Source organism: Arsenicicoccus sp. UBA6765, from assembly GCF_002453335.1.
Lineage (GTDB): Bacteria > Actinomycetota > Actinomycetes > Actinomycetales > Dermatophilaceae > Arsenicicoccus > Arsenicicoccus bolidensis.
Window position 1 is genome coordinate 23,583 of the sequence record NZ_DKGR01000002.1, and the last position, 24,563, is coordinate 48,145.

Sequence of the window (24,563 nt, forward strand, 5' to 3'; positions counted from 1 at the left end):
GTGGCTGGTCGGAGCGGTGGGGCACAGACGCATCTCACCGCAGCCCGGCGCCCCTTGGCACCGCGTCGCAGCAGGTCGGCATCCGTCCTGCCGAGCACTATCGCGCAGAGGGACGGCGCCCGTCACCAGCGTGACCGGGCGCCGTCCATCCGGGTGACGGGGCGCGTGGGCGTCAGTCGGCGCTCAGCACCTCGGCGAGACGGACCAGGGTGGCGACCCCGAAGCCCGTGCCGCCCTTGGGGGCGACGCCCCGAGGAGCCTGCTCGTTGAAGGACGGTCCGGCGATGTCCACGTGGGCCCACGGGATGCGGTCACCGCCGACCTCGGGGACGAACTCCTTGAGGAACAGTCCGGCGGTGAGCATGCCGCCGGCCGGGCCCGCCTTGTGCGCGATGTCCGCGACCTCGGTGTCCAGGGCCTTGCGGTATGCCGGGGGCAGGGGCATCGGCCACAGGTCCTCACCCATGTCGTCGCCGGCGCTGCACACGCGGGTGCGGAAGTCGTCGTCGTTGCCCATGACGGCGGCCACCTCGTGCCCGAGGGCCACGACCTGGGCGCCGGTGAGGGTCGCGATGTCGACGATCGTGTCGGGGCCCTCCTCGCCGGCGGCGCACATGGCGTCGCCGAGCACCATGCGCCCCTCGGCGTCGGTGTTGAGGATCTCGACGGTCATGCCGTTGCGCATGGTCACGACGTCCGAGGCGCGCTGCGCGGTGCCCGAGGGCATGTTCTCGGCCAGCCCGAGCCACCCGGTGACCTGGATCGGCAGACCCAGCTCGGCGATCGCGAGGACCGCGCCGGCGACCGCGGCGGCACCGGCCATGTCGGACTTCATGTTGGCCATGTTGTTGGCGGGCTTGATGTCCAGGCCACCGGAGTCGAAGGTCATGCCCTTGCCGACCAGCGCCAGGTGGTGCTTGGCCTTGGCCGGCTTGTAGGACAGGGACACGAGCCGCGGCGCGTGCGCCGAGCCCTGGCCCACCCCGACGATGCCGCCGAACCCGCCCTTGGCCAGGGCCTTCTCGTCGAGCACCTTGATCTTGACCTTGGACCCGGTGGTGCGCTCGCGGACGCTGTCGACGAAGGTCTGCGGGTAGAGGAGGTTGGGGGCCGTGTTGACCAGGTCACGGGCGTAGCCGACGGCCTCGGCGACCGCCGCGGCCCGCTTGACGGCGGCCTTGACGGCGGAGTCGCGTCCGCGGTCGGCCACGACGGTGATGGTCTCGATGACGGTCGGTGCGCTCGAGGTGCCGCGCTGCGCCGTGAAGCGGTAGGCGCCCAGGGCGGCTCCTTCGGCCACGGCGCCCACGGCCGTCGCCGAGCTGCCCGGGAAGGCGACGGCGACGGTGCCGGCGTCCTTGACGGCGCGGGTGGCGGTGGCGGCGGCGCGGCGCAGGGCGGCCTCGTCGACGAGCTTCTTCTTGGCTGGCTCGGCGCCGAGACCGGCGACCACGACGCGCGGGGCCTTGACCCCGGGCACGGCGGGCAGGACGACCGTCGAGTCGGGGGCGCCGGTGAACCCGAGCGTGGGCAGGGCGCCCGCGAGGTAGGACCTCGCAGCCTCGGAGAGGCCGGACGGGAGGACGGGTGACGCGTCGCCGCTGAAGGCACCGAGGACGAGGACGTCGACGGCGAGGTCTGCGGCGGAGCGCGCGGTGACGGTGAGCGAGGTCACGACAGCTCCTGTGGGGGATGGACGGTGCACGAGACGTGCGGGGTCGGTGGTGCGGATGGCAGGGAAGGACAGGACAGGACCGGCCCGGGGAGGCCTTCCCGACAACCTAGCCTCCCGGCGCGGTGGACGCCCACCGCCCCTTGTAGTGTCGGCCCCATGACGGAAACTTCACTGAAGAAGTCCCCCCTCCACGAGAAGCACGTCGCGCTCGGCGCCAAGATGGCCGACTTCGGCGGGTGGCAGATGCCCATCGAGTACCCCGGTGGCGGCGTGATCCGCGAGCACACCGCGGTCCGGGAGCGCGTCGGGATCTTCGACGTCTCGCACCTCGGCAAGGCCAGGGTCGTCGGCACGGGCGCCGCCGACTTCTGCAACGCCTGCTTCACCAACGACCTGCGCAAGGTCGAGCCGCCCAAGGCGCAGTACACGATGTGCTGCGACGAGGAGAGCGGCGGGGTCGTCGACGACCTCATCCAGTACGTCAAGAGCGACGACGAGGTCTTTCTCATCCCCAACGCCGCCAACACGACCGAGGTCGTGCGCCGCATGCGGGAGAAGCTCCCCGAGGGTCTCGAGCTGACCAACCTGCACGAGGAGTACGGCGTCATCGCCGTCCAGGGACCCCGGTCCGAGGACGTGGTCAAGGCGCTCGGCCTGCCGACCGACCTGGAGTACATGTCCTTCGCCGAGGCGCAGTGGAACGGTCGTCCGGTGATCGTGTGCCGCACCGGCTACACCGGCGAGAAGGGCTACGAGCTGCTCCCGACGTGGGACAACACCCCTGCCGTCTGGGACGCCCTCGTCGAGGCCATGGAGCCCTTCGACGGTCTGCCGTGCGGGCTGGGTGCCCGCGACACCCTGCGCACCGAGATGGGGTACGCCCTGCACGGCCACGAGCTGTCCATGGACATCACCCCCAACATGGCGCGGGCCGGCTGGGCGGTCGGCTGGGGCAAGGAGTCGTTCTGGGGCAAGGAGGTCCTCGCGGAGCAGAAGGCCGCCAAGGACTGCCGGTTGTCCTGGGGGCTGCTGGTCACCGGCAAGGGGATCCCGCGCAAGGACTGCGTGATCAGAAGTGCGGGCGGCGAGGACGACGCAGTGATCGGTGTGGTCACCTCCGGCACGATGTCGCCGACCCTCAAGCAGGGCATCGCGCTGTGCCTGCTCGACCGGGGCGCCAAGGAGGGCGACGAGGTCGTCGTCGACGTGCGCGGCCGCGAGGTGGCGGCCACCGTCACCAAGCCGCCGTTCGTCCAGGGCGGCGCCGCGAGCTGATCGCCATACGTCACCTGCGAGGGCCTCTTGCCGTATGGCGAGAGGCCCTCGTCGCACGTCGCCGCCAGGAGCGTCGGCCGGACGGATCGCCGGACACGCACCGTGGGTCGCTAGCGTGAGCGGCGTGCTGCGCGGATACCTGCTCGTCCTGACCTCCGCCGTCGGCTTCGGGATCAACCCGTTGCTCGCGACGGCGGCCTATCGCGCGGGCGTCGACGTCCCCACGGTGCTCTTCTACCGCTTCGCGGTGGCCGCGCTCGTGCTGTGGGGGCTGTGCGTGGGCCGGGGGCTGGTGCGGCCGCTCCCACGTCGCGCGCTGGCGGGCCTGGGCGTGGCGGGGTTCGCGTACGTCCTGCAGGCCGCCACCTACTTCTATGCGGTGCAGCAGATCTCGGCGGGGCTGGCGGCACTGCTCCTCTACCTCTACCCCTGCCTGGTGGCGCTGGTCACGGCCCTGGCGGCACGCGTCGTGCCGTCGCGCGGCGTGGTCCTGTCGCTCGTGCTGTCCTTCGCGGGGATCGGGCTCGCCCTCGGCCGGGTGACCGGCGCGGGCAGCCTCTCCGGCGTGCTGGCAGGGGTGGCGACGGCGCTGTGCTACACGGCCTACGTGCTGCTCACCGACCACCTCGGCGCGACCGTCCCCCCGCTGCTGGCGAGCGCCTGGGTGTGCACCCTCGCGACCGGGTTCATCGTCGTCGCGACCGCTGCCACGGGCACCTTCGCCCCGGCGTTGGCCATGCGGTCCCCCTGGGCGGTGGCCGGGGTGGGCCTCGTCGGCGGGGCGCTCGCGATCGCGACCTTCTTCGCGGGGGTGGCGGCGGTGGGCGCGACCCAGGCGTCCATCGTGTCGACGGTCGAGCCGATCATCTCGGTCGTGGGCTCGGCGGTCCTGCTGGGAGCGGCGATGACCGGCTGGCAGTGGCTGGGTGCTGCCACGGTGCTGGCGGGGGCTGCCGTCGCCGTCCTGGCGCACGCCGAGCAGGAGCCCGAGATCGAGGCGCGCGAGGGATCGGCCGCACCGGGCTGACCACCGCCGGCCTGACACGCGACGGCCTGACATATGGCGGCCTTACCTCCACGGGCCTGACCTGGCGCGATCCTCCACCGGTCTCAGACCAGGATGGCGGCCAGCACCAGCGCGAGGGTGAGCGACACCTCGATCGCGGCGCCGAGGACGTCGCCCGTGATGCCGCCGAGGCGGCGCACGGCCCGCTCCACCACGAGCCAGCAGCCCACGAGTCCCGCTGCGACGCAAGCAGGTCCGTGCCACCAGGCCGAGGCGGGACCCGAGGTCCAGGACGCCAGGACGGCCAGCGCCGACAGGACCGCCAGCGCCGCCCCGGCCTGCCACCGTGCGACGCTGCCGGCCACCATGTCGCCGAGGCCGCCCGGGCGCGCGCTCGGCACCCCGCGCAGGCACCCCCACGCAAGGACGTGCCGACTGACGACCAGGGCGACGGCGCCGAGCGCGATGCCGTGCCAGGTCGCGGCGAGCGCTCCGAGGCTCGCGGCCTGCAGGAGCAGGCAGAGCGCGATGGCGGTGGCACCGGACGGGCCGACGTCGCCGGTCTTCATGACCGCCAGGGCGCGCTCGCGGTCATAGCTCGACGACAGCCCGTCCGCGTAGTCCGCCAGCCCGTCCTGGTGCATGGCCCTGGTGAGGAGCACGAGCAGCGCCACGGCGACGCCCCCGGTGACGAGGCTCGGGGCGTCCGCCCAGCGCGCCACGAGCGCCCACCCGACCCACGACGCGAGCAGGGGGAGCGTGGCGAGCGGCGCGACGAGCATGGCGACGCCGGCCACGGGGCGGTCCACGCGGCGTGGTGGGGGCACGGGCACCGCGGAGAGCATCCCCCAGGCCAGGCGCACCCCGTCCGTCCACGTCCCGCTCGCGGGAGCCCCCGTGCCGCCGGTCGCCCCGCTCACGGGACCACCGGCGCCGCCGACAGGTCGAGCACGCGCCCGGCCACCACGAGCACCACCCGGTCCGCGATCGCGGACACAGCGGCATTGACCCGCCCCAGCTCGTCGCGGAACATCCGGCCCGAGGCGTGCTCGGGCACGACGCCCCACCCGACCTCGTTGGTGACGAGGACGACGTCGACCCCGGCGCGGGCGTCGGCGCGGGCTCTGGCAAGAGCACCGACGAGCGACTCACGCGCCAGACCGACGGCCTCGGCGGCCGCCACCGGGTCGTCCCACGCCTGCGCGTCGTCGACGAGCCGGGTCACCCAGGTGCCGAGGCAGTCGATCAGCAGCGGGGTGCTCGCCCCGGCCACCACTGCGGCGAGGTCGGCCGACTCGACCGTGGTCCAGCAGGCAGGGCGGTGCTCGCGGTGCGCGGCGACCCGGCGGGCCCACTCAGCGTCGCCGTCGACGGGCACGAGGCCGGGCGCCACGTAGGCGACGGGCCGCGAGGCGGGGACGAGGCTCTCGGCATACCGGCTCTTGCCGGACCGGACCCCGCCGGTGACGAGGGTGATCATGCTGCCTCCTGCGGGATGGGGACGTCCTTGTCGACGAAGGTGGGCGACGCGTCGAAGCGCGCCCGGCGCACCGCCCGCCGCAGCACGCGGTCGATGGCAGGCCCGGCCCACCACACGAGCACGGCGGTCAGGATGCCCCGGGGCAGGTCCCAGCCGAGCGAGGTGAGGACGTAGAACGTGGCGTAGTGCGCCACGTTGGTCGCGAGGTCCCCGCCGGGCACGAAGCCGGCGCCCTCGGGGGCCATGGTGGTGGCGAGGAAGGGCCAGAACCAGAGGTTCATGACCACGCCGTAACCCAGCCCCGCCACCAGGCCGTAGACCGCGAGCAGGCTCCGCCGACCCCACCGTCCGAGGCGGGCGGTGGGGAGCAGCCCGGCACCGAGCGCGACCCAGCCGGCCGTGATCATCTGGAACGGCACCCACGGACCGATGTTGCCCGTGAGCAGGCCCCCGGTGAGCAGGGCGAGCGCGCCGACCACGAAGCCGGGGGCCGGGCCGAGCACCGCGCCGGCCATGACCAGCAGGAAGAACATGGGCTCCAGCCCGGCCGTCCCCGCGGACAGGACCCGCAACCCACCCCCGGCGGCGCACAGCACGCCCATCACGGCGACCGTCTTGGCGTCGAGGCCGTCGGCGGTGACCTCGGCCAGGCAGACGAGCGCGAGCAGGCCGAGGAGGGCCGCAAAGACCCAGGGCGCGTCATGGGCGTGCGCGAGCACCTCGGGGGAGCTCGTGACGAACGGCCACAGGAAGGCCGCGGCGCACACCACGCTGACGAGCAGCAGCGTGAGGGCCGAGGTGGGGCGCAGCCGGAGGTTCACGAGCGCCCCCGTATGACGCCCGCGCGGGTCGCCAGGTCCGTGGCCGCCGGGACCGTGAGCACCGACAGCGGGTGCAGGACCTTGGCCACCTGCGGGGCGAACGCGGTGGAGGCCGAGAGCACCTCGTCGGCGGGGCCGTCGGCCACGACCTCGCCCTCGGCCAGCAGCACGACGCGGTCCGCGACGTCAGCAGCGAGCTCGACGTCGTGCGTCGCGAGGACGACGGCGTTGCCCTCGGCGGCCAGCTGGTCCAGGACCGCGACGAGCCGGGCCTTGGCGGTGTAGTCGAGCCCCCGGGTCGGCTCGTCGAGCAGGACCACGGGGGGCGCGCCGGTGAGGACCACGGCGAGCGCCAGCAGCAGTCGTTGGCCCTCGGACAGGTCACGGGGGTGGCGGTCGTCGAGGTCGGCGGGCTCGCTCGGCCCCAGCAGGCGGGACAGCAGGGCCCGGCAGGTCCCCGGCACGGCGCCGAAGTCGGTGTCGGCCTCGCGGCACTCCCGCGCCACGGTGTCGGCGTGCAGCAGCGTGCCGGCGTCCTGGGGGACCAGCCCGACGTGCCGCACCAGCTCGCGGGCCCGAGCGCCCGCGGGGTCCAGGCCGTCGACCCGGACGCGCCCCCGGGACGGACGGAGGGTGCCGGTGAGCACCCGGAGCAGGGTGGACTTGCCGACGCCGTTGCGGCCCATGAGGGCCAGCACCTGACCGGCGTGCGCGTCGAGGTCGACGCCGGCGAGGACCGGTCGGCCGTCCCGCACGACCGCGAGGCCGTCGACGGCGACGAGGGGCTCGCCAGCGGTCCGGGTGACGAGGGGCTCGCCGGCGGGCCGGCGGCCGCCCGCAGCCCGGGCTGCTGCGATGGCCGGTCGCCCGGCCTCGACCAGCCGGGCCGGCATGGTCTGTCGGGCCGGCTCGATCAGCCGGGCCGGCGTGGTCTGTCGGGCCGCGGCCTCGAGACGGTCGCGCAGCGGTCGCACGGCCCGGCGGGCGTCGCGCACCGACAGCGGCAGCGGCGACCAGCCCAGGGCCCGTCCGAGCCCGACGACGGGTGGGTGCACGACAGATCGGCCCATCGCCGCCGCGGGAGCCAGCACGTCCGAGCACGCGGACCCCTCGACGAGCACGATGCCGTCGGCGTGGTGGACGACGCGCTCGAGGCGGTGCTCGGCGACCACCACGGTCATGCCGAGGTCGTGGACCAGCCGGGTGACCGACGACAGGACGTCCTCGGCGGCGACGGGGTCGAGGGCGGACGTGGGTTCGTCGAGGACGAGGACGCGGGGGCCCGCCGCCAGCACAGCACCGATGGCGACCCGCTGCTGCTGGCCGCCGGACAGGGTCCGCAGACCCCGGTGGCGCAGGTCGGCGAGGCCGAGCAGGTCCAGCGTCTCCTCCACGCGGCGGCGCATGGCGGTGGGGGACAGGCCGATCGCCTCCATGCCGTAGGCCAGCTCGTCCTCCACCGTGTCGGTGACGAACGACGCGGCGGGGTCCTGCACGACCATCCCGACGACGTCGGCCAGGTCGCGGGGCCGGTGGGTGCGGGTGTCCCGACCGGCGACCTGCACCCGCCCGGAGACGGTGCCGCCGCTGAAGTGCGGGACCAGCCCGTCGAGGCTGCGCAGCAGGGTGGACTTGCCCGACCCGGTCTCGCCGACGACCAGCACCAGCTCGCCCTCGTCGACGTGCAGGTCGGCGTCGCGCAGGGCAGGGCGGCTCGCGCCGTCGTAGGTCACGGTCCAGCCCTCGACGCTGATCACGCCGCCACCTCTTGCCGCGGGCGTTCGGGCTGCCCGGGCCGGGCTGCGGGAGCCTCGGTCCGCGGCAGGGGAGGCGCGGCGACGGCGGCCAGCGCGGCGCAGGTGATGGCGACGAGCGCCGGGACGACGAGGGGAGGGGCGGTGAGCGGGACGGTGGGCATCGTGAGGCCCGGCACCTGCCGCGTCGCCAGGGTGATCAGGGTCAGGGCCGGTATGCCGCCCGCCAGCGTCACGCCCCACTCGGGCCATCCCCAGGGGTCGCGGCGGTAACGGGTCCGGGTGTCGTGGCGGGAGCCGAGGAGCAGGGCCCCCGCGCTGACCAGGACGCCGAGGACGAGCAGCGGCCAGCCGAAGGCGGACGCCGCCGACCCGTCGAGGAGGCCGTAGAGGCCGGCGACCAGGCCGATCAGCCCGACGACGGTGACGACGCCGGACCAGCGAGGGGTGCCGCCCGCCCGGGTGTGGCGGCCGTAGCCGCGGGCCTCCATCGAGGCCGCCAGGTCCAGGGAGCGGTCGAAGGCCGCCTCGAGCACGGGCACCATCGTGCGGGCCAGCTCGCGGGGCCCGCGTCCGTCATGGCCGCGCAGGCGACGGGCGGTGCGGACGGCACGGGCGTCCACGACCATCCGCGGGGCGAAGGACAACGCGACCACGACGGCGGTGCCGACGTCGTAGAGGGTGGCCGGGACGTAGCGCAGCAGGCGCCGCGGGGAGGCCAGGGCGTTGGCGGCGCCGATCGCGGCCAGCATCGCGGCGAGCTGCAGCCCCTGCCAGAGGGCCGCCAGCACGCCCTCGAGCGTGACGGGGCCGCCCAGCCGGAGGCTGCCCGCCGCCTCCGGGAGCGGGACCTCGGGCAGGGTGACGAGCACGACCTGCCCGGTGACCCCGCCGCCGAGGACGATCGACAGGCCGACCCGCAGCCCGATGGCGACGAGCCCGAGCACGAGGAACATCGTCAGGGGCGCGTCGGCGTGCGGGTCCTCGCGCAGCGCCACCACGAGCACGGCGACCGCGACGACGGCGAGCAGGAGCAACGGGTTGTCCGTGCGGGAGGCGGCCGTGGCGAGCCCGGCGGCCCACAGCCACCACGCGACGGGATGGACCCGTCGCGGCACGCGTGCTCGCCCGGACGTCACGGGGTCCGTCAGCGCCCGTCCGTGCGGCGCCGGCGCGCCATGGCCCACGCCGCGGCCGCCAGGAGCGCCAGGACAGCGAGCACGCCGACGACATACGCGGTCGTGCTGGAGGACGAGCTCGATGACGCGGGTGCGGCGGCGGACGAGGAGGCGGCCGCGCCCGAGGCAGAGGTCGAGCCTGCAGACGAGGCCGGGCGGACGTCGATGGTCACCGGCTGGTCGGCGGCCTTGGCGGCGGCGGGCACGTCCTTGACGGTGTCGCTGCAGCCGCTCGCCGGGTAGCCGTCGATGCCGCAGACCATGGCCTTCTCGACGCGGGGCTTGGCGGCCGCCGCCAGGACCTGGGCCCCGGTCGCCGCCGTGGGCACCGTCACGCAGGTGGCGTAGGGGGCCGGCACGGTCGCGCCCTGCTCCCGTGCGTCCGCCGCGCGACCGAAGTCCACGACCACGCCCACGCGCTTGCTCCCGGACACGGCCGGGGTCGAGCCGCAGGCCTGGTCGAACGTCACGACCGCCCGCGGCAGCCGCGGGGTGCTCGTGTCGCCCAGGGCGAAGCGGTAGCCCTCGACCGACCCGTCGGCCGGCGTCGTGCCGTCGGGCCCCTTGGTCGCGAAGCCCCACGTGCCGCTGGTCAGCTGGTAGTAGCCCCAGAAGCGGTAGGAGTCCGCCGCGTGCGCGGGCGCCGCGAGGGCGACCGTCGACACGAGCGCCGACAGCAGCGTTGCCAGGAACAGGGCGAGCACCGCGGTGAACGGCGTGGCGACGTTCCCACGTGCCCTGCGGGCACGGCCGGCACGAGAGATGGAGCGGGACGTGGGGGACACGGGCGACCTTCCTTGGCGGGCGTGGGCCGCCTCGGAACTGCCCGGGACGAGCTCCACCCGCATGCCACGGCGGATAGACGGAGCCGACGCGCAGGACGGGCGGTCCGGCTGCTCCAAGCCACGGATGGCGCCAGGAGGTCACGGTTGCGGGTCAGCGCCGGAGTCTCACCGGCTTCCCCGCCCTGCGGTGTTCGGTGCCCGCAGCCTACCAACGGGAACCCTGACCCGGCCCCGGGGGTTGGTAGGGGTGGACCGGCAACGACCAGGGTCGCGACAGGGTGGACCCTGGCCGGATCGGGTTTCGCCGGCCCGGATCGACGAGTAGGTTCGAGTCAGTGGCCGGCCCGCCAGGGCCGCCGACACCAGGATCCAAGGGGGACACCAGGATGGACACGCGCAGCAGGATCATCGCCGGCCTCGTCGCCGCGCCGCTGGCGATCGGGACGCTCGCCGCCTGCGGGGCAGGCACGACCGGCAGCGACGCCAAGGCGGCCGCGGCGGTTGGGTCGGACGCCAAGGGAGCGTTCTTCTCCGCCTACGACAAGACCGGTGACAGCAAGCGCCAGCGCGTCACGACCAAGCTCGAGGCGAGCCCGGACACGATCATCAAGCTCGCGTCGAGCATGGGCAGCGGCAGCGGCGGGTCCACCAGCACGCCGAGCGTCTCGCCCAAGATCGCCCAGCTGATCTCCGGGTCGTCCATCGTCGTCGACATGCAGTCGACGGGGGCGGCGCTCAAGGACGAGACCGACCCGACCAAGATCAACACCGCGATGTCCTGGAAGACGGACTCGGACCTGTTCAACCTCAGGACCGCCGCGCAGGACACCTTCGTCAAGCTCGACCTGGCCAAGATCGCCGACCAGACCGGCGCGTTCTCCATGGCCGACGTGCAGGGCGCGCTCGGGCAGGCGCCGACCTGGATCAAGGACGCGGTCAACGGCAAGTGGGTGGGCTTCGACAAGGGCACCGTGGAGCAGCTGGCGAAGTCGAGCGGCGGCACCGCAGCCACCACCAACCCGACCCAGCTGACGCCGGACCAGACCAAGCAGCTGACCGCCGCCGTCAAGAGCAACCTCGACACCAACAGCACGTTCACCAGCGAGGGTGACACGGTCAAGGTGCAGGTCAAGATCCAGCCCTTCCTGACCCAGATGTTCCAGGACGGCAAGCGGATCGCGCCCAAGCAGTTCACCGACCAGATGGTCAAGGACGCCACCAAGAGCCTCGGCGAGTTCAAGGCCGGCTCGGTCCTGGCCTTCGACGCCACGATCGCCGACGGTCGCTTCACCGCCGTCAAGGGCGACGTGATGCAGGTCCTGAACTGGTTCGACGAGACCAAGGCCAAGGACGCCAAGAGCAAGAAGGAGCTGCAGGACCTCAAGGCCAAGAACCTGCACCTGACCCTGGTCTCCCAGATCTCCGAGCTCGACCGTGACGTCACCAAGCCGGAGGGCGCCCGCATGGTCACCAAGGCCGAGCTGGAGCAGCTCGGTGGCATGGGTGGCTCGATGGGGAAGTCGTCGTCCGGCTCGGGTTCGGGCTCGGGCTCGGCGTCCGCGGTGCCGTCGGCCCCGGCCGCAGGCTGACCAGGTCGGCGCGCGCACCACAGACCGCAGCACCCGCCGCGACACCAGCGCGAGAGCCCGTCCCCGGCGAGGGGGCGGGCTCTCGGCATACCCGCCCGTCCGGTCGGGAGGACGACCTGGGCACGGTGGCAGGATCGCGACCATGAGTGAACTGATCCTGGGGGTGGGCACCCGGTCCGGCGCCGCCGTCGACGGGCTCGTCGCGCTGGTCGACGAGCTGATCGACGGGCTGGTCGAGGGGCTCGACGAAGGACGGTTCGACGAGCTGGTCGACGGTCCCGCCGACGGCGACGGGGTCGACCCCCGCTACGCGATGGTCGCCGTGGTGACGTCCACCCGCAAGCGGACCGAGCCTGCCGTCGTCGAGCTGGCGAGGCGCCTCGGCGTGCCCCTGCAGACCTACGACGACGAGACGCTCGCGTCTCAGCCCGTCGCGGCGCCCAGCGAGGTCGTGCGTCGCCACGTGGGCGCCCCCAGCGTCGCCGAGGCGGCGGTGCTGGCGGCCGGCGGAGTGGTGGTCGCCCGGGCCCGGTCCGCGACCGCGACGGTGGTCCTCGGACGCCTGCCCTGACGCGCTCCGACCCGCCCCTCGGGTCGTGGCGGGGGCAGGCTCAGCGGATGGATAGGGTGTGCGGGTGCAGTGGCTGGAGCGTGTCGGACCGCGGGCGGGGGGCCTGGTCCTGGGGTATGCCGCCGACCTCGCCCTCGCCGACCCGCGCCGGGCCCATCCGGTCGCGGCGTTCGGGACGCTGGCGAGCCGGCTCGAGCGCCTCACCTATCGGGACGGACGGCCTGCCGGGGTCCTGCACGTCGCCCTGCTCGTCGGGGCGGTCACGGGTGCGGGCGGGCTGGTCGAGCGCGGGCTGCGCGACCGGCCCCTGCTCCGTATGACGGCCACCGCCGTCGCCACCTGGGTCGTCCTCGGCGGCACCAGCCTCGCGCGCGAAGGCGACGCGATGGCGCGGCTCCTCGACGCCGACGACCTGCCCGGGGCGCGAGACCGCCTGAGTCACCTGTGCTCCCGCGCCCCGGACGGACTGGACGCGGACGAGCTGGCCCGGGCCGCCACCGAGTCCCTCGCCGAGAACACCTCCGACGCCGTCGTCGCCCCGCTGCTGTGGGGCGGGCTGCTGGGCGTGCCGGGCCTGCTCGGCTACCGCGCGATCAACACCCTCGACGCGATGATCGGCTACCGCAACCGGCGGTATCGCGAGTTCGGCTGGGCCGCAGCCAGGCTCGACGACCTCGTCAACCTGGCGCCGGCCCGCGCGTGCGCCGCGCTGACCGTGGCGCTGGCTCCGCGCCATGGCGGCGACCGGGCCGAGGCCCTGCGCGCGTGGCGCGAGGACGCCCCCCACCACCCGAGCCCCAACGCCGGTCCCGTCGAGGCGACCTTCGCCGGGGCGCTGGGCGTGCGCCTTGGGGGCGTCAACCGCTACGACGACGAGGTGGAGGATCGCGGCACGCTGGGTCGCGGACGCGCGGTCGTCACCGCGGACCTGGCTCGGGCGGTGCGTCTCTCGCGGACCATCGGCGCGGCGGCCCTGGCCGTGGCGGCGGTCGTCGGAGCGGTGGCGGACGGCATACGACCGGTCCGAGGGCCCGTCGGCCCGGCGCACCGCCTCGCCGAGGGCGGGGACGGGACCACCATGACAACGACGACAACCACAACGACGACAACGACGACGACAACGACGACGACAGGCGGGCAGGCATGACCAGGGGGCTGCTCGTCGCCGGGACGACGTCCGACGCGGGCAAGTCCCTCGTCACAGCGGGGATCTGCCGCTGGCTCGCGCGCCAGGGCGTGCGCGTCGCGCCCTTCAAGGCGCAGAACATGTCCAACAACTCGATGGTCTGCCCCGACGGCTCCGAGATCGGGCGCGCCCAGTGGGTGCAGGCCCTCGCGTGCGGCGTCACGCCCGAGGCCGCGATGAATCCCGTGCTGCTCAAGCCCGGCTCAGACCGCCGCAGCCACGTCGTCCTGCTCGGGCAGCCGTGGGGTGAGCTGCAGGCGGGGGAGTGGGCGACGGGGCGCCGGGCGCTGGCCGAGGCGGCGTTCGAGGCCTTCCGCGACGTGTCGTCCCGCTACGACGTCGTCATCGCCGAGGGCGCCGGGTCGCCCGCCGAGATCAACCTGCGGTCCGGCGACTACGTCAACCTCGGCCTGGCCCGGGCCGTCGACCTGCCCGTCGTCGTGGTCGGCGACATCGACCGCGGGGGCGTGCTCGCCGCGTTCTACGGCACGCTCGGGATCCTCGACCCCGAGGACCAGGCGTGCATCAAGGGCTGGATCGTCAACAAGTTCCGCGGCGACCTCGGGCTGCTCGAGCCCGGCCTGCGCATGCTCGAGGAGCGGACCGGGGGCCGGCCCGTGCTGGGCGTCGTGCCCTACCTGCAGGACGTCTGGCTGGACTCCGAGGACGCCCTGGCCATCTCGGGGTGGTCGCGCGCCGGGTCCCGCACCGGCGCCGGCTCGCCCGCCGACTCGCCAGAACCCTTGCGGGTGGCGGTGATCCGCTTCCCCCGCGTCAGCAACGCCACGGACGTGGACGCCCTCGCGATCGAGCCCGGCGTGCAGGTCGAGGTGACCGCCGACCCTGCCGTCGTGGCGGCCGCCGACCTCGCGGTCCTGCCCGGGTCACGCGCCACGCAGAGCGACCTGGCCTGGCTCCGCTCCCGCGGGCTCGACCGGGCCGTCGTCGAGCGCGCCCGGGCCGGGCGTCCGGTGCTCGGGATCTGCGGTGGCTACCAGATGCTCGCCGACCAGATCCACGACCCGTATGCCGTCGAGAGCCCCGCTGCCGCAACGGTGCCCGGCCTCGGGCTGCTGCCGACGCGGGTGACCTTCGCCCGCGAGAAGCACCTCGGCACGCCGACCGGACGCTGGGGCGGGCACGACGTCACCGCCTATCTCATCCACCACGGCGTGAGCGAGCGCACGGACCTGCGGGGCGAGGCGGACGTGCTGCCCTTCCTCGACGGGTGGCAGCGTGACGCCGTGTGGGGCACGACCTGGCACGGGGCCTTCGAGAACGACGGGTTCCGGCGCGCCTTCCTGCAGGACGTGGCGGCCCGCACCCGCCCCGGCTGGGCTCCGGCCCCGGACGCTTCGTCCTTCGCGGTGCAGCGGGTTGCCATGCTCGACCGCCTCGCCGACGCCGTCGAGGACCACCTGGACACCCTCGCCCTCGAGGAGCTGATCGGATCGTGAACCCCGTCACCGTGGTCGGCATCGGCGCCGACGGTTGGGCCGGGCTCGGCGAGCCCGCCCGCGCGGCCGTGTCGTCCGCCGACGTCGTCGTCGGCAGCACCCGCCAGACCGACCTCGTCGCCGGCCACCACGAGGCGCGGGTCGTGCCGTTGCCCGTGCCGCTGCGCGAGGGCCTGCGTCCCCTGCTGGACAGCCTCGGGAGGCCTGGCGACGAGGTGCACGTGGTGGTGCTCGCGAGCGGCGATCCCATGCACCACGGCATCGGCCGCACCCTCGCGGAGGTCCTCGGCCGCGAGCGCGTCACCGTGATCGGTGCCCCGTCGTCGCTGTCGCTGGCCTGCGCCCGGCTCGGCTGGGGCCTGGAGGACGTCGACGTCGTGTCGGCGGTCGGCCGCCCCCTCGAACGTCTCGCCCTCGTGGCCCACCCCGGCCGGCGCATCCTCGTGCTGTCGCGCGACGCCCTCACCCCGCAGGCCGTCGCCACGTTGCTCACCGAGCACGGGCTCGGGGACAGCCTCGTCTGGGTCCTGTCCGACCTCGGCGGCCCCGACGAGCGCGTCGTCGAGGGGGTGGCCGGGTCGTGGCACGCCGACCCCGGCAGCGCGCTCAACATCGTTGCGGTGCAGTGCCTCTCGTCATACCACTCGCTCGCCGGGCTGGTCCCCGGGCTCGCCGACGAGCTCTACGAGACGGACGGGCAGCTCACCAAGCAGCACGTGCGCGCAGCGACCCTCGCGGCCCTGCGCCCGGCGCCAGGCGAGCTGCTGTGGGACGTCGGCGGGGGGTCCGGCAGCATCGGCATCGAGTGGATGCGGGCCCACCCGACCTGCCGCGCCATCACGGTCGAGCCCCGCGGCGACCGGATCAAGCGCATCCGCCGCAACGCCGACCACCTCGGCGTCCCCGGCCTGCAGGTCGTCGAGGGACTGGCGCCCGGCGCGCTGGCGGGGCTGCCGCGCCCGGACGCCGTCTTCGTCGGGGGCGGGCTCACCGCGGAGGGCCTCGTCCCCGCCGTCCTCGACGCCCTGCGGCCCGGCGGCCGGCTCGTCGCCAACACGGTCACCCTCGACTCGGAGTCCGTGTTGCTCAGCATGTTTCGCCGGTATGGCGGATCCCTGACCCGCCTCGAGGTGTCGCACGCCGACGCGGTCGGTGGCTTCACGTCCTGGAACCCCGCCCGCCCGGTGACGCAGTGGTCCGTCATACGACCCGAGGAGCTGCCCGCATGACCGTCCACTTCATCGGCGCCGGTCCCGGCGCCCCCGACCTCATCACCGTCCGTGGCCTGCGGCTGCTGCAGTCCTGCCCCGTCGTGCTCTATGCCGGAGCCCTCGTCCCCGACGAGCTGCTCGCCGAGTGCCGCCCGGGCGCCCGCCTCGTCGACACGGCGCACCTCGACCTCGACCAGATCATGGGTGAGCTCGTCCGCGCCCACGAGGCCGGGCAGGACGTCGCGCGCCTGCAGTCGGGGGACCTGTCGGTCTTCTCCGCCGTCGCCGAGCAGGTGCGGCGCCTGGAGGCCGCGGGGATCGACTACGTCATGGTGCCGGGGGTGCCGGCCTTCGCCGCCGCCGCCGCGGCGCTCGGCCGGGAGCTCACCGTCCCCACGGTGGGGCAGACGATCATCCTGACCCGGTTGTCGCGCAACGCCTCCGCCATGCCCGAGCACGAGACGATCTCCACCCTCGGCCGCTCCCGCGCCCTCATCGCCCTGCACCTGGCGACCCACCTGGCCGACGAGGTGGTCGAGGAGCTCGCGCCGCACTACGGCCTCGACTGTCCCGCAGCGGTGGTCGCCATGGCGAGCCGCCCCGAGCAGGTCGTCTGGCGCGGCACGCTCGGCGAGCTGGGCGACGCGGTGCGCGACCACGGGCTGCGCCGCACCGCCATCATCCTCGTGGGTCAGGTGCTGGCCGCCTCGGAGTTCCGCGACTCGCACCTCTACTCCACCGAGCGCGAGCGGCACGACTGCGCACTGCCACCGCCCATCACGCCTCGCTGAGGGTCAGGCCGGGTCCACGCGCCCCACGACCGTGCCCGCGCGGTCGATGCAGACGACGTCCACCAGGACCGGCGCGCCCTCCAGGACCTCGAGGGCCGCCTGGCGGGCGGCATACGCGACCTGGTCGCCCAGGGCGACCCCGGCCTCCTGGCACAGGGTGAGCGCCTCGAGGCCGGTGTTGACCTCGTGCAGCCGCGCCACGAGCTCGGCCGGGGCACCGGCGCCCTCGGCCAGCGACGCCAGGTGGGCCTTGTCGACCTGCGAGCGCCCCGAGTGCAGGTCGAGATGACCGTTCGCGAGCTTGGAGAGCTTGGCGAACCCGCCGCAGATGGTGAGGCGCGGGCGGGGATGCTGCCGGAGGTACTTCAGCACAGCCCCCACGAAGTCGCCCATGTCCAGCAGCGCCGGCGTGGGCAGGTCGTATAGCTCGGTCACGACCCGCTCCGAGGTCGACCCGGTGCAGCCCGCGACGTGCTCCAGCCCCATCGCCTCGGACACATCGATGCCGCGGCGGATCGAGTCGATCCACGCCGCGCACGAGTAGGGCACGACCACGCCCGTCGTCCCGAGGATCGACAGCCCGTCGAGGATCCCGATGCGGGGGTTCCAGGTGTGGCGGGCCATCTCGACGCCCTGGTCGACGCTGATCTCGACCACCACGTCCGGATCGGCCTCACCGCCGGCGACCTCGCGCAGGGCTGTCCTCATCAGCGTGCGCGGCACCGGGTTGATCGCGGGCTCGCCCACCGCGAGCGGCAGCCCGGGCAGGGTCACCCGGCCGACGCCGGGTCCGCCGCGGAAGGTGACGCCTGATCCCGGGTCCCCGTGGCTCACCCGCGAGCGGATGATCGCGCCGTGCGTCACGTCGGGGTCGTCGCCGGCGTCCTTGGTGACGGCCGCCTGCGCCCAGCCGTCGCCGCGGTCCTCGGCCGTCAGCGCGAATGCGGGGGTGCGCCCCCTGGGCAGCGAGATCGTCACCGGGTCGGGGAAGTCGCCGGTCAGCAGCGCCGCGTAGGCCGCCTTGGTCGCCGCCGTCGCGCACGCCCCCGTGGTCCAGCCGGGACGCAGCCCCGTGTGCTCCAGCTGGGCCTCGCGACCGCCCCCCACCTGCTCCATGACGGCATTGTCGCACTGTGGTTCGATGGGTCGCGTGACCACGCGGACGCTCCTCCTGGGCGGGACCGGCGAGGCCCGTCACCTCGCCGGGCTCCTCGCCGAGCGCTCCCGCTCGTATGCCGTCACCTACTCCCTCGCGGGGGTGACCAGTGCGCCGCGGGTCCCTGACGTCGACGTGCGCGTGGGGGGCTTCGGGGGAGTCGCGGGGCTGGCGGCATACCTCCGCGCGGAGCGCGTCGACGTGGTCGTCGACGCCACCCACCCCTATGCCGCGCGGATGAGCGAGCACGCGGCGCAGGCCTGCTCGCAGGTCGGCGTGCCCCTGGTGGCGCTGCGGCGACCGGGGTGGCAGGAGCAGGACGGCGACGACTGGCACCGGGTGCCGACCCTCGAGGACGCGGCGCACATCGCTGCGTACCTGGGTCGGCGCCTGTTCCTGACGATCGGGCGCCAGGAGGTGGGGGAGTTCACGTTCCTGCACGACACCTTCTGCCTCGTGCGGTCCGTGGACGCGCCAGAGGTCCTGCCGGCGTACTCCCACGTCGTGCTGGCCCGCGGGCCCTTCACCGTCGAGGGGGAGCTGGAGCTGCTGCGCGAGCACGCCATCGACGTGATCGTCTCCAAGGACAGCGGAGGCACGGCGACCGCCGCCAAGCTCGAGGCGGCCCGCCGGCTCGGCCTGCCCGTGGTCCTCGTCGACCGCCCCGCGGGGCCCGACGTGCCGACCGTGGAGGACCCCGAGGCCGCGGTGGCGATGCTGGAGTCGCTAGCGTCGCTGGGGTGACGACCATCTCGTACGCCGAAGCCCTGGCGGCGCTGCGCCGCTCGGCCCTGGGAGCGCGCTCCCGCTGGTCCCTCGCCCTGTTCACGTGCGGGTCGGTCGTGGTCGGGCTGCTGGCCGCCGACGGGTGGCGCAACGAGCAGATGGGGGTCGGCTGGTGGCTGAGGCTCGTCTGCGTCCTGCTGCTGGCCGTGGCCGTCTGGCGGGAGGTGAGGGACTGGCTGCGCCGGCGTCGGCTGGCGGCCGCACCCGATGGTCTGCACACGATGACGGTGGCTCCGGAGGTGCACACCACCCACCACCGCCTCGTCGGCGCGTCCGGTGACGTGTGGGACCTGCCGTGGTCCGGGGTGCACGCGACGACGGGCCAGCAGGTGTGGGTGACCCCGCTGGAGGCGGGGCGGCCGTGCTACCTCGTCGTGCCGGGGGCCGAGACCCGGGTCGCCTACGTCGCGAAGGGGGCGACGCGGGTGCCGGCCGAGGCACGCTGACGCGCGTCGTCTGCCACGGCAGAGGCGCGGCGGGCGTCGGGGCTCGTCAGGCGCGCAAGCAGCGACGGCGGGCGCGCCTGTGGAGAACGCACGTGGCGGTCGGCGCGGTCGGCATACGCTCAGGTCGAGCACCACCGTGCCACACCACGTCCACCGGAGGCAGACGACCCCATGACGCACGACGAGGCCCTCGCTGCGCTGCGTCGGCAAGGCAGGGGCCGCTTGCTGACGTGGCAGGTGATCCTCTGGTGTCTGCTCGCCGTGTCGTTCGGCGTGCAGGCCTGGGGCCGCCTGGGCGCGGACCGGTCCGACGGCCTCGGCTGGTCGATGGTCGTTCTCGCGCTCGGCAACGCCGGGATCGTGCTCTCCCAGCTCCCTGCGCTGCGGAGCCGGCGCCGGGTGGTCGACGAGGCGTCGGCGCTGATCGAGTGCCGAGTCGCACCGCAGCGGCCGTTGTCCGGGGTGCGGCTGGTGGATCCACAGGGCAAGGAGTGGGACATCACCTCCGACCAGGTCTACGCGCCCGCGGGTCACCAGGCGTGGCTGACCTCGCTGGAGCCGGGCAGGCCGGCCTTCGTGGTGGTGCCGGGCGTCGCGCCGCAGGTCGCCTACCTCGACCGCGGGCCCGCGCTGGCGGCCATCGGCCACCGCTGACCGCACGCGTCGGTCTGGCGGGGTTGGCGAGGCAGCATCAGCCGGTCGGTCCTCAGCTCCATGGAGACCCAGTATGCCGACCGCCCGTCATCGGACGCGGGCGTGACGTCGCGGGCTGGTCCACTGGCGGGCGGACAGGCTCGTCAGGGCGTAGATCGTGAGCAGGTCCGCCGACAGGCTGAGCATGCTGCCGGGCGTCTGGTTGGGATTCGAGAAGGCCTGGGCGAACTCGGTCATGAGGGTGACGGTGAGGAGCACCACCAGGCACAGGCGCGCCCACCGCCGCCCGAGATAGGTCTTCCACGCCAGCAGGGCGAACATCGCGACGATGAGGGCGTAGTACGCCAGCAGCGCCACCGTGGTCGTGGTGCGCAAGTCGCTCTCGACGCTCTCGCCCAGCACCCCCGACACGTCTCCGGCCGCGAGCCGGACCACGGTGATCCCCACGGTGACGCCGAGCGCGATGGCGCCGAGCACCACGGCCGCGATGATCGAGAACGGGCGGCGACCCACGTCGTGGAGCGCGTCCAGGGGCTCGGGGACGAGCTCCTCGGGCAGGTTCGCGACGCCGGACACGTCCACGTCAGGCAGGTCACCGTCGGTGGCGACCACGTCCCCGCCACCGTTGCGGTGGTGGTAGCCGGTGGAGAAGTCCTCGATCACGGTGACGGACGACTCAGGAACGGCGTAGGCGACGGTGTCGACGATGTAGTCGCGCTCCACGTCGATGTCGCGATCGATCTTGTGGGTCACCTGCAGGGTGAACAGCGACAGGCCGACCGAGCGGTCGTAGGTGCCGGCGGCGAGCCAGTCGACCTGGTGCCCTCCGGGGAGCAGCCACCCCTCGGGACAGGGCCAGAAGCGCACGTGGTGCCGCTGGGCCGGGTTGCCCTCGACCTCCTGCTGGTAGGCGAAGGCCTGGATCTCGCCGAAGAGCAGCAGCGGTCTGACCGGCGCCTCTGGATAGCTGCGCCGGCTCAGCGAGGACGAGATGATCCGGGCGCTGGAGGTGAGGTCGACCGGGTCGGCGAGCACCCAGCCAGCGCGCTGCATGGATGCGTGGATCTGCTCGGCGCTGCCGGTGAACGCGAGGTTGACCGGATCTCCGAGGAGCCCATCGGTGGTGCGGGCCCGCCCGATGAAGTAGTCGGGGACGTACATCGTGGTGAGGATCCGGTGCAGGCGGGGGAGCGCCAGGTAGGCCATGGCCGCCCAGAACAGCACCAGGTAGGACACGTGGACCAGGCTCGTCGTGCTCTCGCGCAGCAGCACGACGCCGAAGGCGAAGGTGAGGCCGGTCGTGACCGCGAAGAAGAGGTTCTCGATCAGGTCGACGAGGCGCCGGCCCCGGAGGCTGCCGTCGTTGACCTTGGTCGGTGGGTGCTCGTAGACGGGGGCCGGGCGGGTCACGGCTGCCGCTCGGCCCGCTGCTCCGCTGCCAGCTGGTCGGCGCACTCGCACTGGTGCCGGGCCGCGACGTACGCGTCGCGGACGTCCAGCCCCTCGCGCATCTCGCGCAGCACGGGCTCGACGAAGTTCGTGCGGTAGGCCGGGTCGGCCCCCGCGCTGGCGACGAAGCTGAGGGCGCCGAGTCCCGCGAGCACCAGGCACACCTGGACCATGGGGCGGTTGATCGTGTTGGGGAGGATGGCCAGGAAGCCCTCGAACTGGGCGGGCGCCTTGCCGATCCACTGCGTGGCGGTGCCCTCCGTGATCGACAGCGCACCGAAGGCGAGGAAGCCCACGAAGACCAGGATGGCCAGGAGGGTCACCTGGATCATGGTGACCAGCACGCTGACGAGCAGGACGTTGAACCGCTCGGCGCGGCGGACGGGGTGCGCCTCGGCCTCGGGGTCCTTGGCGTGGTCCTCCAGCATCCGGCCGAGCTCGTCGTTGGCGTTGCCGGCGGCCAGCGAGATGCTCAGCAGGGCGATCACGGCGACGGCGGCCCAGGTGCGCTGCATGGTCAGCTGCGCCGCCACCTGCCAGATCTCGGCGTTGTAGAAGAAGAACAGCATCGTCAGCATCAGCAGCGGGATGACCCGGCTGATCATGGGGCCGAGGGAGTCGAGCTCCCGCCAGGCGCAGCGCCGGCAGCAGGTGCTGGGTGGCGAGGGCGACGATGGCGGCCAGGGACACCGCCGTGCCGACCACGCGCGGCAGCCGGCGCAGCACCAGGGACGAGATTCACCAGACCAGAGGGCTGGCGACGGCGAACATCAGGGCGACGCTGCCCGCGATCGCGCGGGGATCCTCCGCGGACAGGTCCTCGTCGCCCACGCCGACGAACAGGGTGTCGAGATAGCCGATCGACACGGTGACGACGAGTAGGCAGAGCAGGGCGGGCGCGCAGCGGGCGAGCAGGCCGCGTCGGCGGGCCCCGCTCTCCAGGACGAGCGGCAGACCGCGTCGTCGCAGCTCGCGGCGCAGCACCTCGAGCCGTTCGCTCGACGTGGCACCGGTCGACGCGGCATACCTGCGCTGGTCATCCCCCATGGGCCACATTGTGGCGCATGACCTGCAGTGTTCCGACCCACCATCGCGTATGGCGAGCCGGGGTCGTCCCCAACCACGGGCGGAGCTGGGGCGTCGTACGACGTGGAGCCGTCCGGGCAGCCTGGCGTCAGATCGACGCGAGCCGCCCGCCGGTGCCGATGATCACCCCCACGCGCGACGGAGATGCACCCGAATGATCGCTACGCCTCCTAAGGTGTCCCACATGACGCAGAGTAATCGGGGGGGCTTGGGGACGACGAGCCGGCTGCCCAAGATCGCCGGGGACGTGGTGACCTGGGGAGCCGTCTGGTCGGCGCTCTCGATCCTCCTGCAGGGATTCAGCTGGCCGATGTGGGTGGACGAGGCGTTCTCGCTGATCGCCGTCCCCACGTCGCCCAACCTGTTCGTCGCGGCGCTGCTGCTCATCGTCGGCGAGGCGCTGCACCGGCGGCTGCGGGTGGCCTGGTGGATCGTCGTGCTGTTCCAGGGGCTGGCGGCGCTGACCTTCCTGTCCGGGCTGGCGTTCGTGTTCTCCGACTTCGACGAGCTGATGAACGACGCCGAGCTGTGGGGCGACATCCCGCCCACCGTTGGGTTGAGCGGGTATGTCATCAGCACGATCGCCACCACCGTGATCTTCATTCTCTTCCTTCGTCGCCGTGCCGCCTTCCCCGCGCAGCGTCCTGCGGGGTCGCTCCGCGAGGCGCTGCTCACCCTGGTCGGTGGCCTGCTCGCGGTGCTGGCGCTGACGTTCGGCTTGTCCTGGCTGGCGTCCGGGACGCTCGCGGGGCCCGGTGAGCGGCTGTGGTGGTCCCTCCAGCGCACGCTGGGCCTGTCGCTGCCGTTCGGGCCCCAGGCCGGCGCTCACGAGGCGTCCCCGTGGCTGGGCACCCTGGCCGGCGTCCTCGCAGCGGGTGTCCTGCTGCTCGCGATCTGGCGCTTCATCCACTCCGCGCGGCGCGCGGAGCTGATGACCGCTGCGGAGGAGCTGCGCCTGCGCGCGCTGCTGGCCAGCAACGGCGAGCAGGACTCCCTGGCGTACTTCGCGACGCGGCGTGACAAGTCCCTCGTCTTCGCACCCGACGGGTCCGCCGCCATCGCCTATCGCGTGGTCGGCCCCGTGTGCCTGGCCTCCGGCGACCCCATCGGGCCGAGCGAGGACTGGCCCAAGGCGATCAACGCCTGGCTCGAGCACGCGCGGCTGCACGCCTGGCACCCCGGCGTCCTGTCGGCGTCCGAGCACGGGGCCACGGCATACGTCGCTGCCGGTCTGCGCGCCCGCAACCTGGGCGACGAGGCCGTCGTCGACGTCGACCGGTTCACCCTCGAGGGGCGGGCCATGCGGCCGGTCAAGCGGGCCGTGGCCCGCGTGCGCGCCGCCGACTGCGACATCACGGTCGAGCGGCACGCGGACCTGCCCGCCAGCACCCTCGACGAGATCGTCCGCCTCGCGGAGCAGTGGCGCGGGGACGAGCCCGACCGTGGCTTCTCGATGGCGCTCAACCGCCTCGGCGACCGGGCCGACGGCCGCTGCGTGGCCGTCATCGTGCGTGCCAAGGACGGGGCGATCTGCGCCGTGCAGTCCTTCGTGCCGTGGGGGACCCGCGGGCTCTCCCTCGACCTCATGCGCCGGTCGCCGGCCGCACCCAACGGCGTCAACGAGGCCATGGTCGCCGCTCTCGTCGAGGCCGCACCGGACCTCGGGGTCCGGCACGTCTCGCTGAACTTCGCGATGTTCCGGTCGGTGTTCTCCGGCGCCGACAAGGTCGGGGCAGGCATCGGCGTGCGGATCGCCGACCGCATCCTCATGGTCGCCAGCCGGTTCTGGCAGCTCGAGTCCCTCTACGAGGCGAACGCGAAGTACCTCCCGCGCTGGGAGCCGCGCTTCGTGTGCTTCGAGACCGTGGGGGTCCTGCCGCAGATCGGCCTGGCAGCCGGTGCCGCCGAGGGCTTCCTGCCCGGCCGCGTCGTCACCCCCGACCGGACCGGCGAGGACCTCACCGTCGTCGACGGGGGAGAGCCCCGACCGCTCGCGGACCTGATCCTCGACCAGGACCGCGACCTGCTCACCCCGCCCCGTCCCACGCGGCGCATCGGCGAGCAGCAGCAGGTCCGGCTCGACAAGCTGACCACGCTGCGCGAGGCCGGGATGGAGCCCTATCCCGTCGGGTGCCCCGGACGTGCAGCGTCGCCGACGCCCTCACCCTCGTGGATGCCGCGGGCTCTCCCGGCGTGGTCTCCGTGAC

At 73.8% G+C, this 24,563-nt stretch carries 23 protein-coding genes; 12 read left to right on the forward strand and 11 right to left on the reverse strand.

Annotated elements, in window-relative coordinates:
- Positions 1 to 172: 172 nt before the first annotated feature.
- Complete coding sequence (locus tag B4K29_RS00145; RefSeq protein ID WP_286966141.1) at positions 173 to 1,675, reverse strand: leucyl aminopeptidase; 1,503 nt, start codon at positions 1,673 to 1,675, stop codon at positions 173 to 175.
- 156 nt (positions 1,676 to 1,831) lie between these two features.
- On the opposite strand from B4K29_RS00145, the gene gcvT reads away from it, so the two are divergent.
- Positions 1,832 to 2,950 (forward strand): glycine cleavage system aminomethyltransferase GcvT, encoded by a 1,119-nt coding sequence (gene gcvT / locus B4K29_RS00150; protein ID WP_019284720.1) that lies wholly within the window; start codon positions 1,832 to 1,834, stop codon positions 2,948 to 2,950.
- A gap of 124 nt (positions 2,951 to 3,074) precedes the next feature.
- On the forward strand, positions 3,075 to 3,977 hold the full coding sequence (locus B4K29_RS00155) for a DMT family transporter (protein WP_029209934.1): 903 nt from the start codon (positions 3,075 to 3,077) through the stop codon (positions 3,975 to 3,977).
- Positions 3,978 to 4,060: 83 nt separating this feature from the next.
- On the opposite strand, the gene B4K29_RS00160 is transcribed toward B4K29_RS00155, so the two are convergent.
- From B4K29_RS00160 to B4K29_RS00185, 6 genes are read right to left on the reverse strand one after another with little or no spacing between them, the layout of a single operon-like run.
- Positions 4,061 to 4,876, reverse strand: coding sequence for an adenosylcobinamide-GDP ribazoletransferase (locus B4K29_RS00160; protein ID WP_239263333.1), 816 nt, complete (start codon positions 4,874 to 4,876; stop codon positions 4,061 to 4,063).
- A complete protein-coding gene (locus B4K29_RS00165) occupies positions 4,873 to 5,436 on the reverse strand; it encodes a bifunctional adenosylcobinamide kinase/adenosylcobinamide-phosphate guanylyltransferase (protein WP_286960517.1) in 564 nt (187 codons plus the stop codon). The genes B4K29_RS00160 and B4K29_RS00165 overlap by 4 nt, the downstream gene beginning before the upstream one ends.
- Positions 5,433 to 6,257: an ECF transporter S component gene (locus B4K29_RS00170; RefSeq protein ID WP_029209937.1), complete on the reverse strand. Its 825-nt coding sequence runs from the start codon at positions 6,255 to 6,257 to the stop codon at positions 5,433 to 5,435. Before B4K29_RS00170 ends, B4K29_RS00165 begins: the two co-directional genes overlap by 4 nt.
- Entirely contained in the window at positions 6,254 to 8,014 is a 1,761-nt protein-coding gene (locus tag B4K29_RS00175; RefSeq protein WP_239263327.1) for an ABC transporter ATP-binding protein, read from the reverse strand. The genes B4K29_RS00170 and B4K29_RS00175 overlap by 4 nt, the downstream gene beginning before the upstream one ends.
- Positions 8,011 to 9,129, reverse strand: a complete 1,119-nt coding sequence (locus B4K29_RS00180) for an energy-coupling factor transporter transmembrane component T (RefSeq protein ID WP_239263325.1) — start codon at positions 9,127 to 9,129, stop codon at positions 8,011 to 8,013. Before B4K29_RS00180 ends, B4K29_RS00175 begins: the two co-directional genes overlap by 4 nt.
- A gap of 29 nt (positions 9,130 to 9,158) precedes the next feature.
- A complete protein-coding gene (locus B4K29_RS00185) occupies positions 9,159 to 9,974 on the reverse strand; it encodes an SCO2322 family protein (RefSeq protein WP_286966142.1) in 816 nt (271 codons plus the stop codon).
- A 386-nt stretch (positions 9,975 to 10,360) separates the two neighbouring features.
- Between B4K29_RS00185 and B4K29_RS00190 the strand changes: the two genes are divergently transcribed.
- The 6 genes from B4K29_RS00190 (at position 10,361) to cobM (ending at position 16,779) form a co-directional block, all read left to right on the forward strand.
- Positions 10,361 to 11,563 carry a hypothetical protein gene (locus B4K29_RS00190; protein WP_286966143.1) on the forward strand — a complete coding sequence of 401 codons (1,203 nt, stop codon included), beginning with the start codon at positions 10,361 to 10,363 and terminating at the stop codon, positions 11,561 to 11,563.
- 142 nt (positions 11,564 to 11,705) lie between these two features.
- Positions 11,706 to 12,134 carry a cobalamin biosynthesis protein gene (locus B4K29_RS00195; RefSeq protein ID WP_084412276.1) on the forward strand — a complete coding sequence of 143 codons (429 nt, stop codon included), beginning with the start codon at positions 11,706 to 11,708 and terminating at the stop codon, positions 12,132 to 12,134.
- Positions 12,135 to 12,198: 64 nt separating this feature from the next.
- Positions 12,199 to 13,281 (forward strand): cobalamin biosynthesis protein, encoded by a 1,083-nt coding sequence (locus B4K29_RS00200; protein WP_286966144.1) that lies wholly within the window; start codon positions 12,199 to 12,201, stop codon positions 13,279 to 13,281.
- Positions 13,278 to 14,777, forward strand: coding sequence for a cobyric acid synthase (locus B4K29_RS00205; protein ID WP_286960529.1), 1,500 nt, complete (start codon positions 13,278 to 13,280; stop codon positions 14,775 to 14,777). Before B4K29_RS00200 ends, B4K29_RS00205 begins: the two co-directional genes overlap by 4 nt.
- Positions 14,774 to 16,006 (forward strand): precorrin-6y C5,15-methyltransferase (decarboxylating) subunit CbiE, encoded by a 1,233-nt coding sequence (gene cbiE, locus B4K29_RS00210; protein WP_286966145.1) that lies wholly within the window; start codon positions 14,774 to 14,776, stop codon positions 16,004 to 16,006. Before B4K29_RS00205 ends, cbiE begins: the two co-directional genes overlap by 4 nt.
- A complete protein-coding gene (cobM, locus tag B4K29_RS00215) occupies positions 16,003 to 16,779 on the forward strand; it encodes a precorrin-4 C(11)-methyltransferase (RefSeq protein ID WP_286966146.1) in 777 nt (258 codons plus the stop codon). The genes cbiE and cobM overlap by 4 nt, the downstream gene beginning before the upstream one ends.
- A gap of 3 nt (positions 16,780 to 16,782) precedes the next feature.
- Here the strand turns inward: cobM and B4K29_RS00220 are convergent, their stop codons facing one another.
- The gene (locus B4K29_RS00220; protein ID WP_029209944.1) at positions 16,783 to 17,895 is read right to left on the reverse strand and encodes a cobalt-precorrin-5B (C(1))-methyltransferase; all 1,113 of its coding nucleotides are present in this window, start codon (positions 17,893 to 17,895) and stop codon (positions 16,783 to 16,785) included.
- Between the two features lie 25 nt (positions 17,896 to 17,920).
- On the opposite strand from B4K29_RS00220, the gene B4K29_RS00225 reads away from it, so the two are divergent.
- The 3 genes from B4K29_RS00225 to B4K29_RS00235 all read left to right on the forward strand — a co-directional run bounded on the left by B4K29_RS00225 (position 17,921) and on the right by B4K29_RS00235 (position 19,821).
- Positions 17,921 to 18,679, forward strand: coding sequence for a cobalt-precorrin-6A reductase (locus tag B4K29_RS00225; protein WP_286966147.1), 759 nt, complete (start codon positions 17,921 to 17,923; stop codon positions 18,677 to 18,679).
- Entirely contained in the window at positions 18,676 to 19,167 is a 492-nt protein-coding gene (locus B4K29_RS00230; RefSeq protein ID WP_019286989.1) for a hypothetical protein, read from the forward strand. The genes B4K29_RS00225 and B4K29_RS00230 overlap by 4 nt, the downstream gene beginning before the upstream one ends.
- 171 nt (positions 19,168 to 19,338) lie before the next feature.
- Positions 19,339 to 19,821, forward strand: coding sequence for a hypothetical protein (locus B4K29_RS00235; RefSeq protein WP_286966148.1), 483 nt, complete (start codon positions 19,339 to 19,341; stop codon positions 19,819 to 19,821).
- 87 nt (positions 19,822 to 19,908) lie between these two features.
- On the opposite strand, the gene B4K29_RS00240 is transcribed toward B4K29_RS00235, so the two are convergent.
- The 3 genes from B4K29_RS00240 to B4K29_RS00250 form a co-directional block, all read right to left on the reverse strand.
- Positions 19,909 to 21,231 carry an LssY C-terminal domain-containing protein gene (locus tag B4K29_RS00240; RefSeq protein ID WP_286966149.1) on the reverse strand — a complete coding sequence of 441 codons (1,323 nt, stop codon included), beginning with the start codon at positions 21,229 to 21,231 and terminating at the stop codon, positions 19,909 to 19,911.
- A complete protein-coding gene (locus tag B4K29_RS00245; protein WP_286966150.1) occupies positions 21,228 to 21,875 on the reverse strand; it encodes a hypothetical protein in 648 nt (215 codons plus the stop codon). The genes B4K29_RS00240 and B4K29_RS00245 overlap by 4 nt, the downstream gene beginning before the upstream one ends.
- Positions 21,876 to 22,008: 133 nt before the next feature.
- Positions 22,009 to 22,317: a hypothetical protein gene (locus B4K29_RS00250; protein WP_286960543.1), complete on the reverse strand. Its 309-nt coding sequence runs from the start codon at positions 22,315 to 22,317 to the stop codon at positions 22,009 to 22,011.
- Positions 22,318 to 22,540: 223 nt separating this feature from the next.
- Between B4K29_RS00250 and B4K29_RS00255 the strand changes: the two genes are divergently transcribed.
- Entirely contained in the window at positions 22,541 to 24,562 is a 2,022-nt protein-coding gene (locus B4K29_RS00255) for a phosphatidylglycerol lysyltransferase domain-containing protein (RefSeq protein WP_240483906.1), read from the forward strand.
- The last annotated feature ends 1 nt before the right edge of the window (position 24,563 follow it).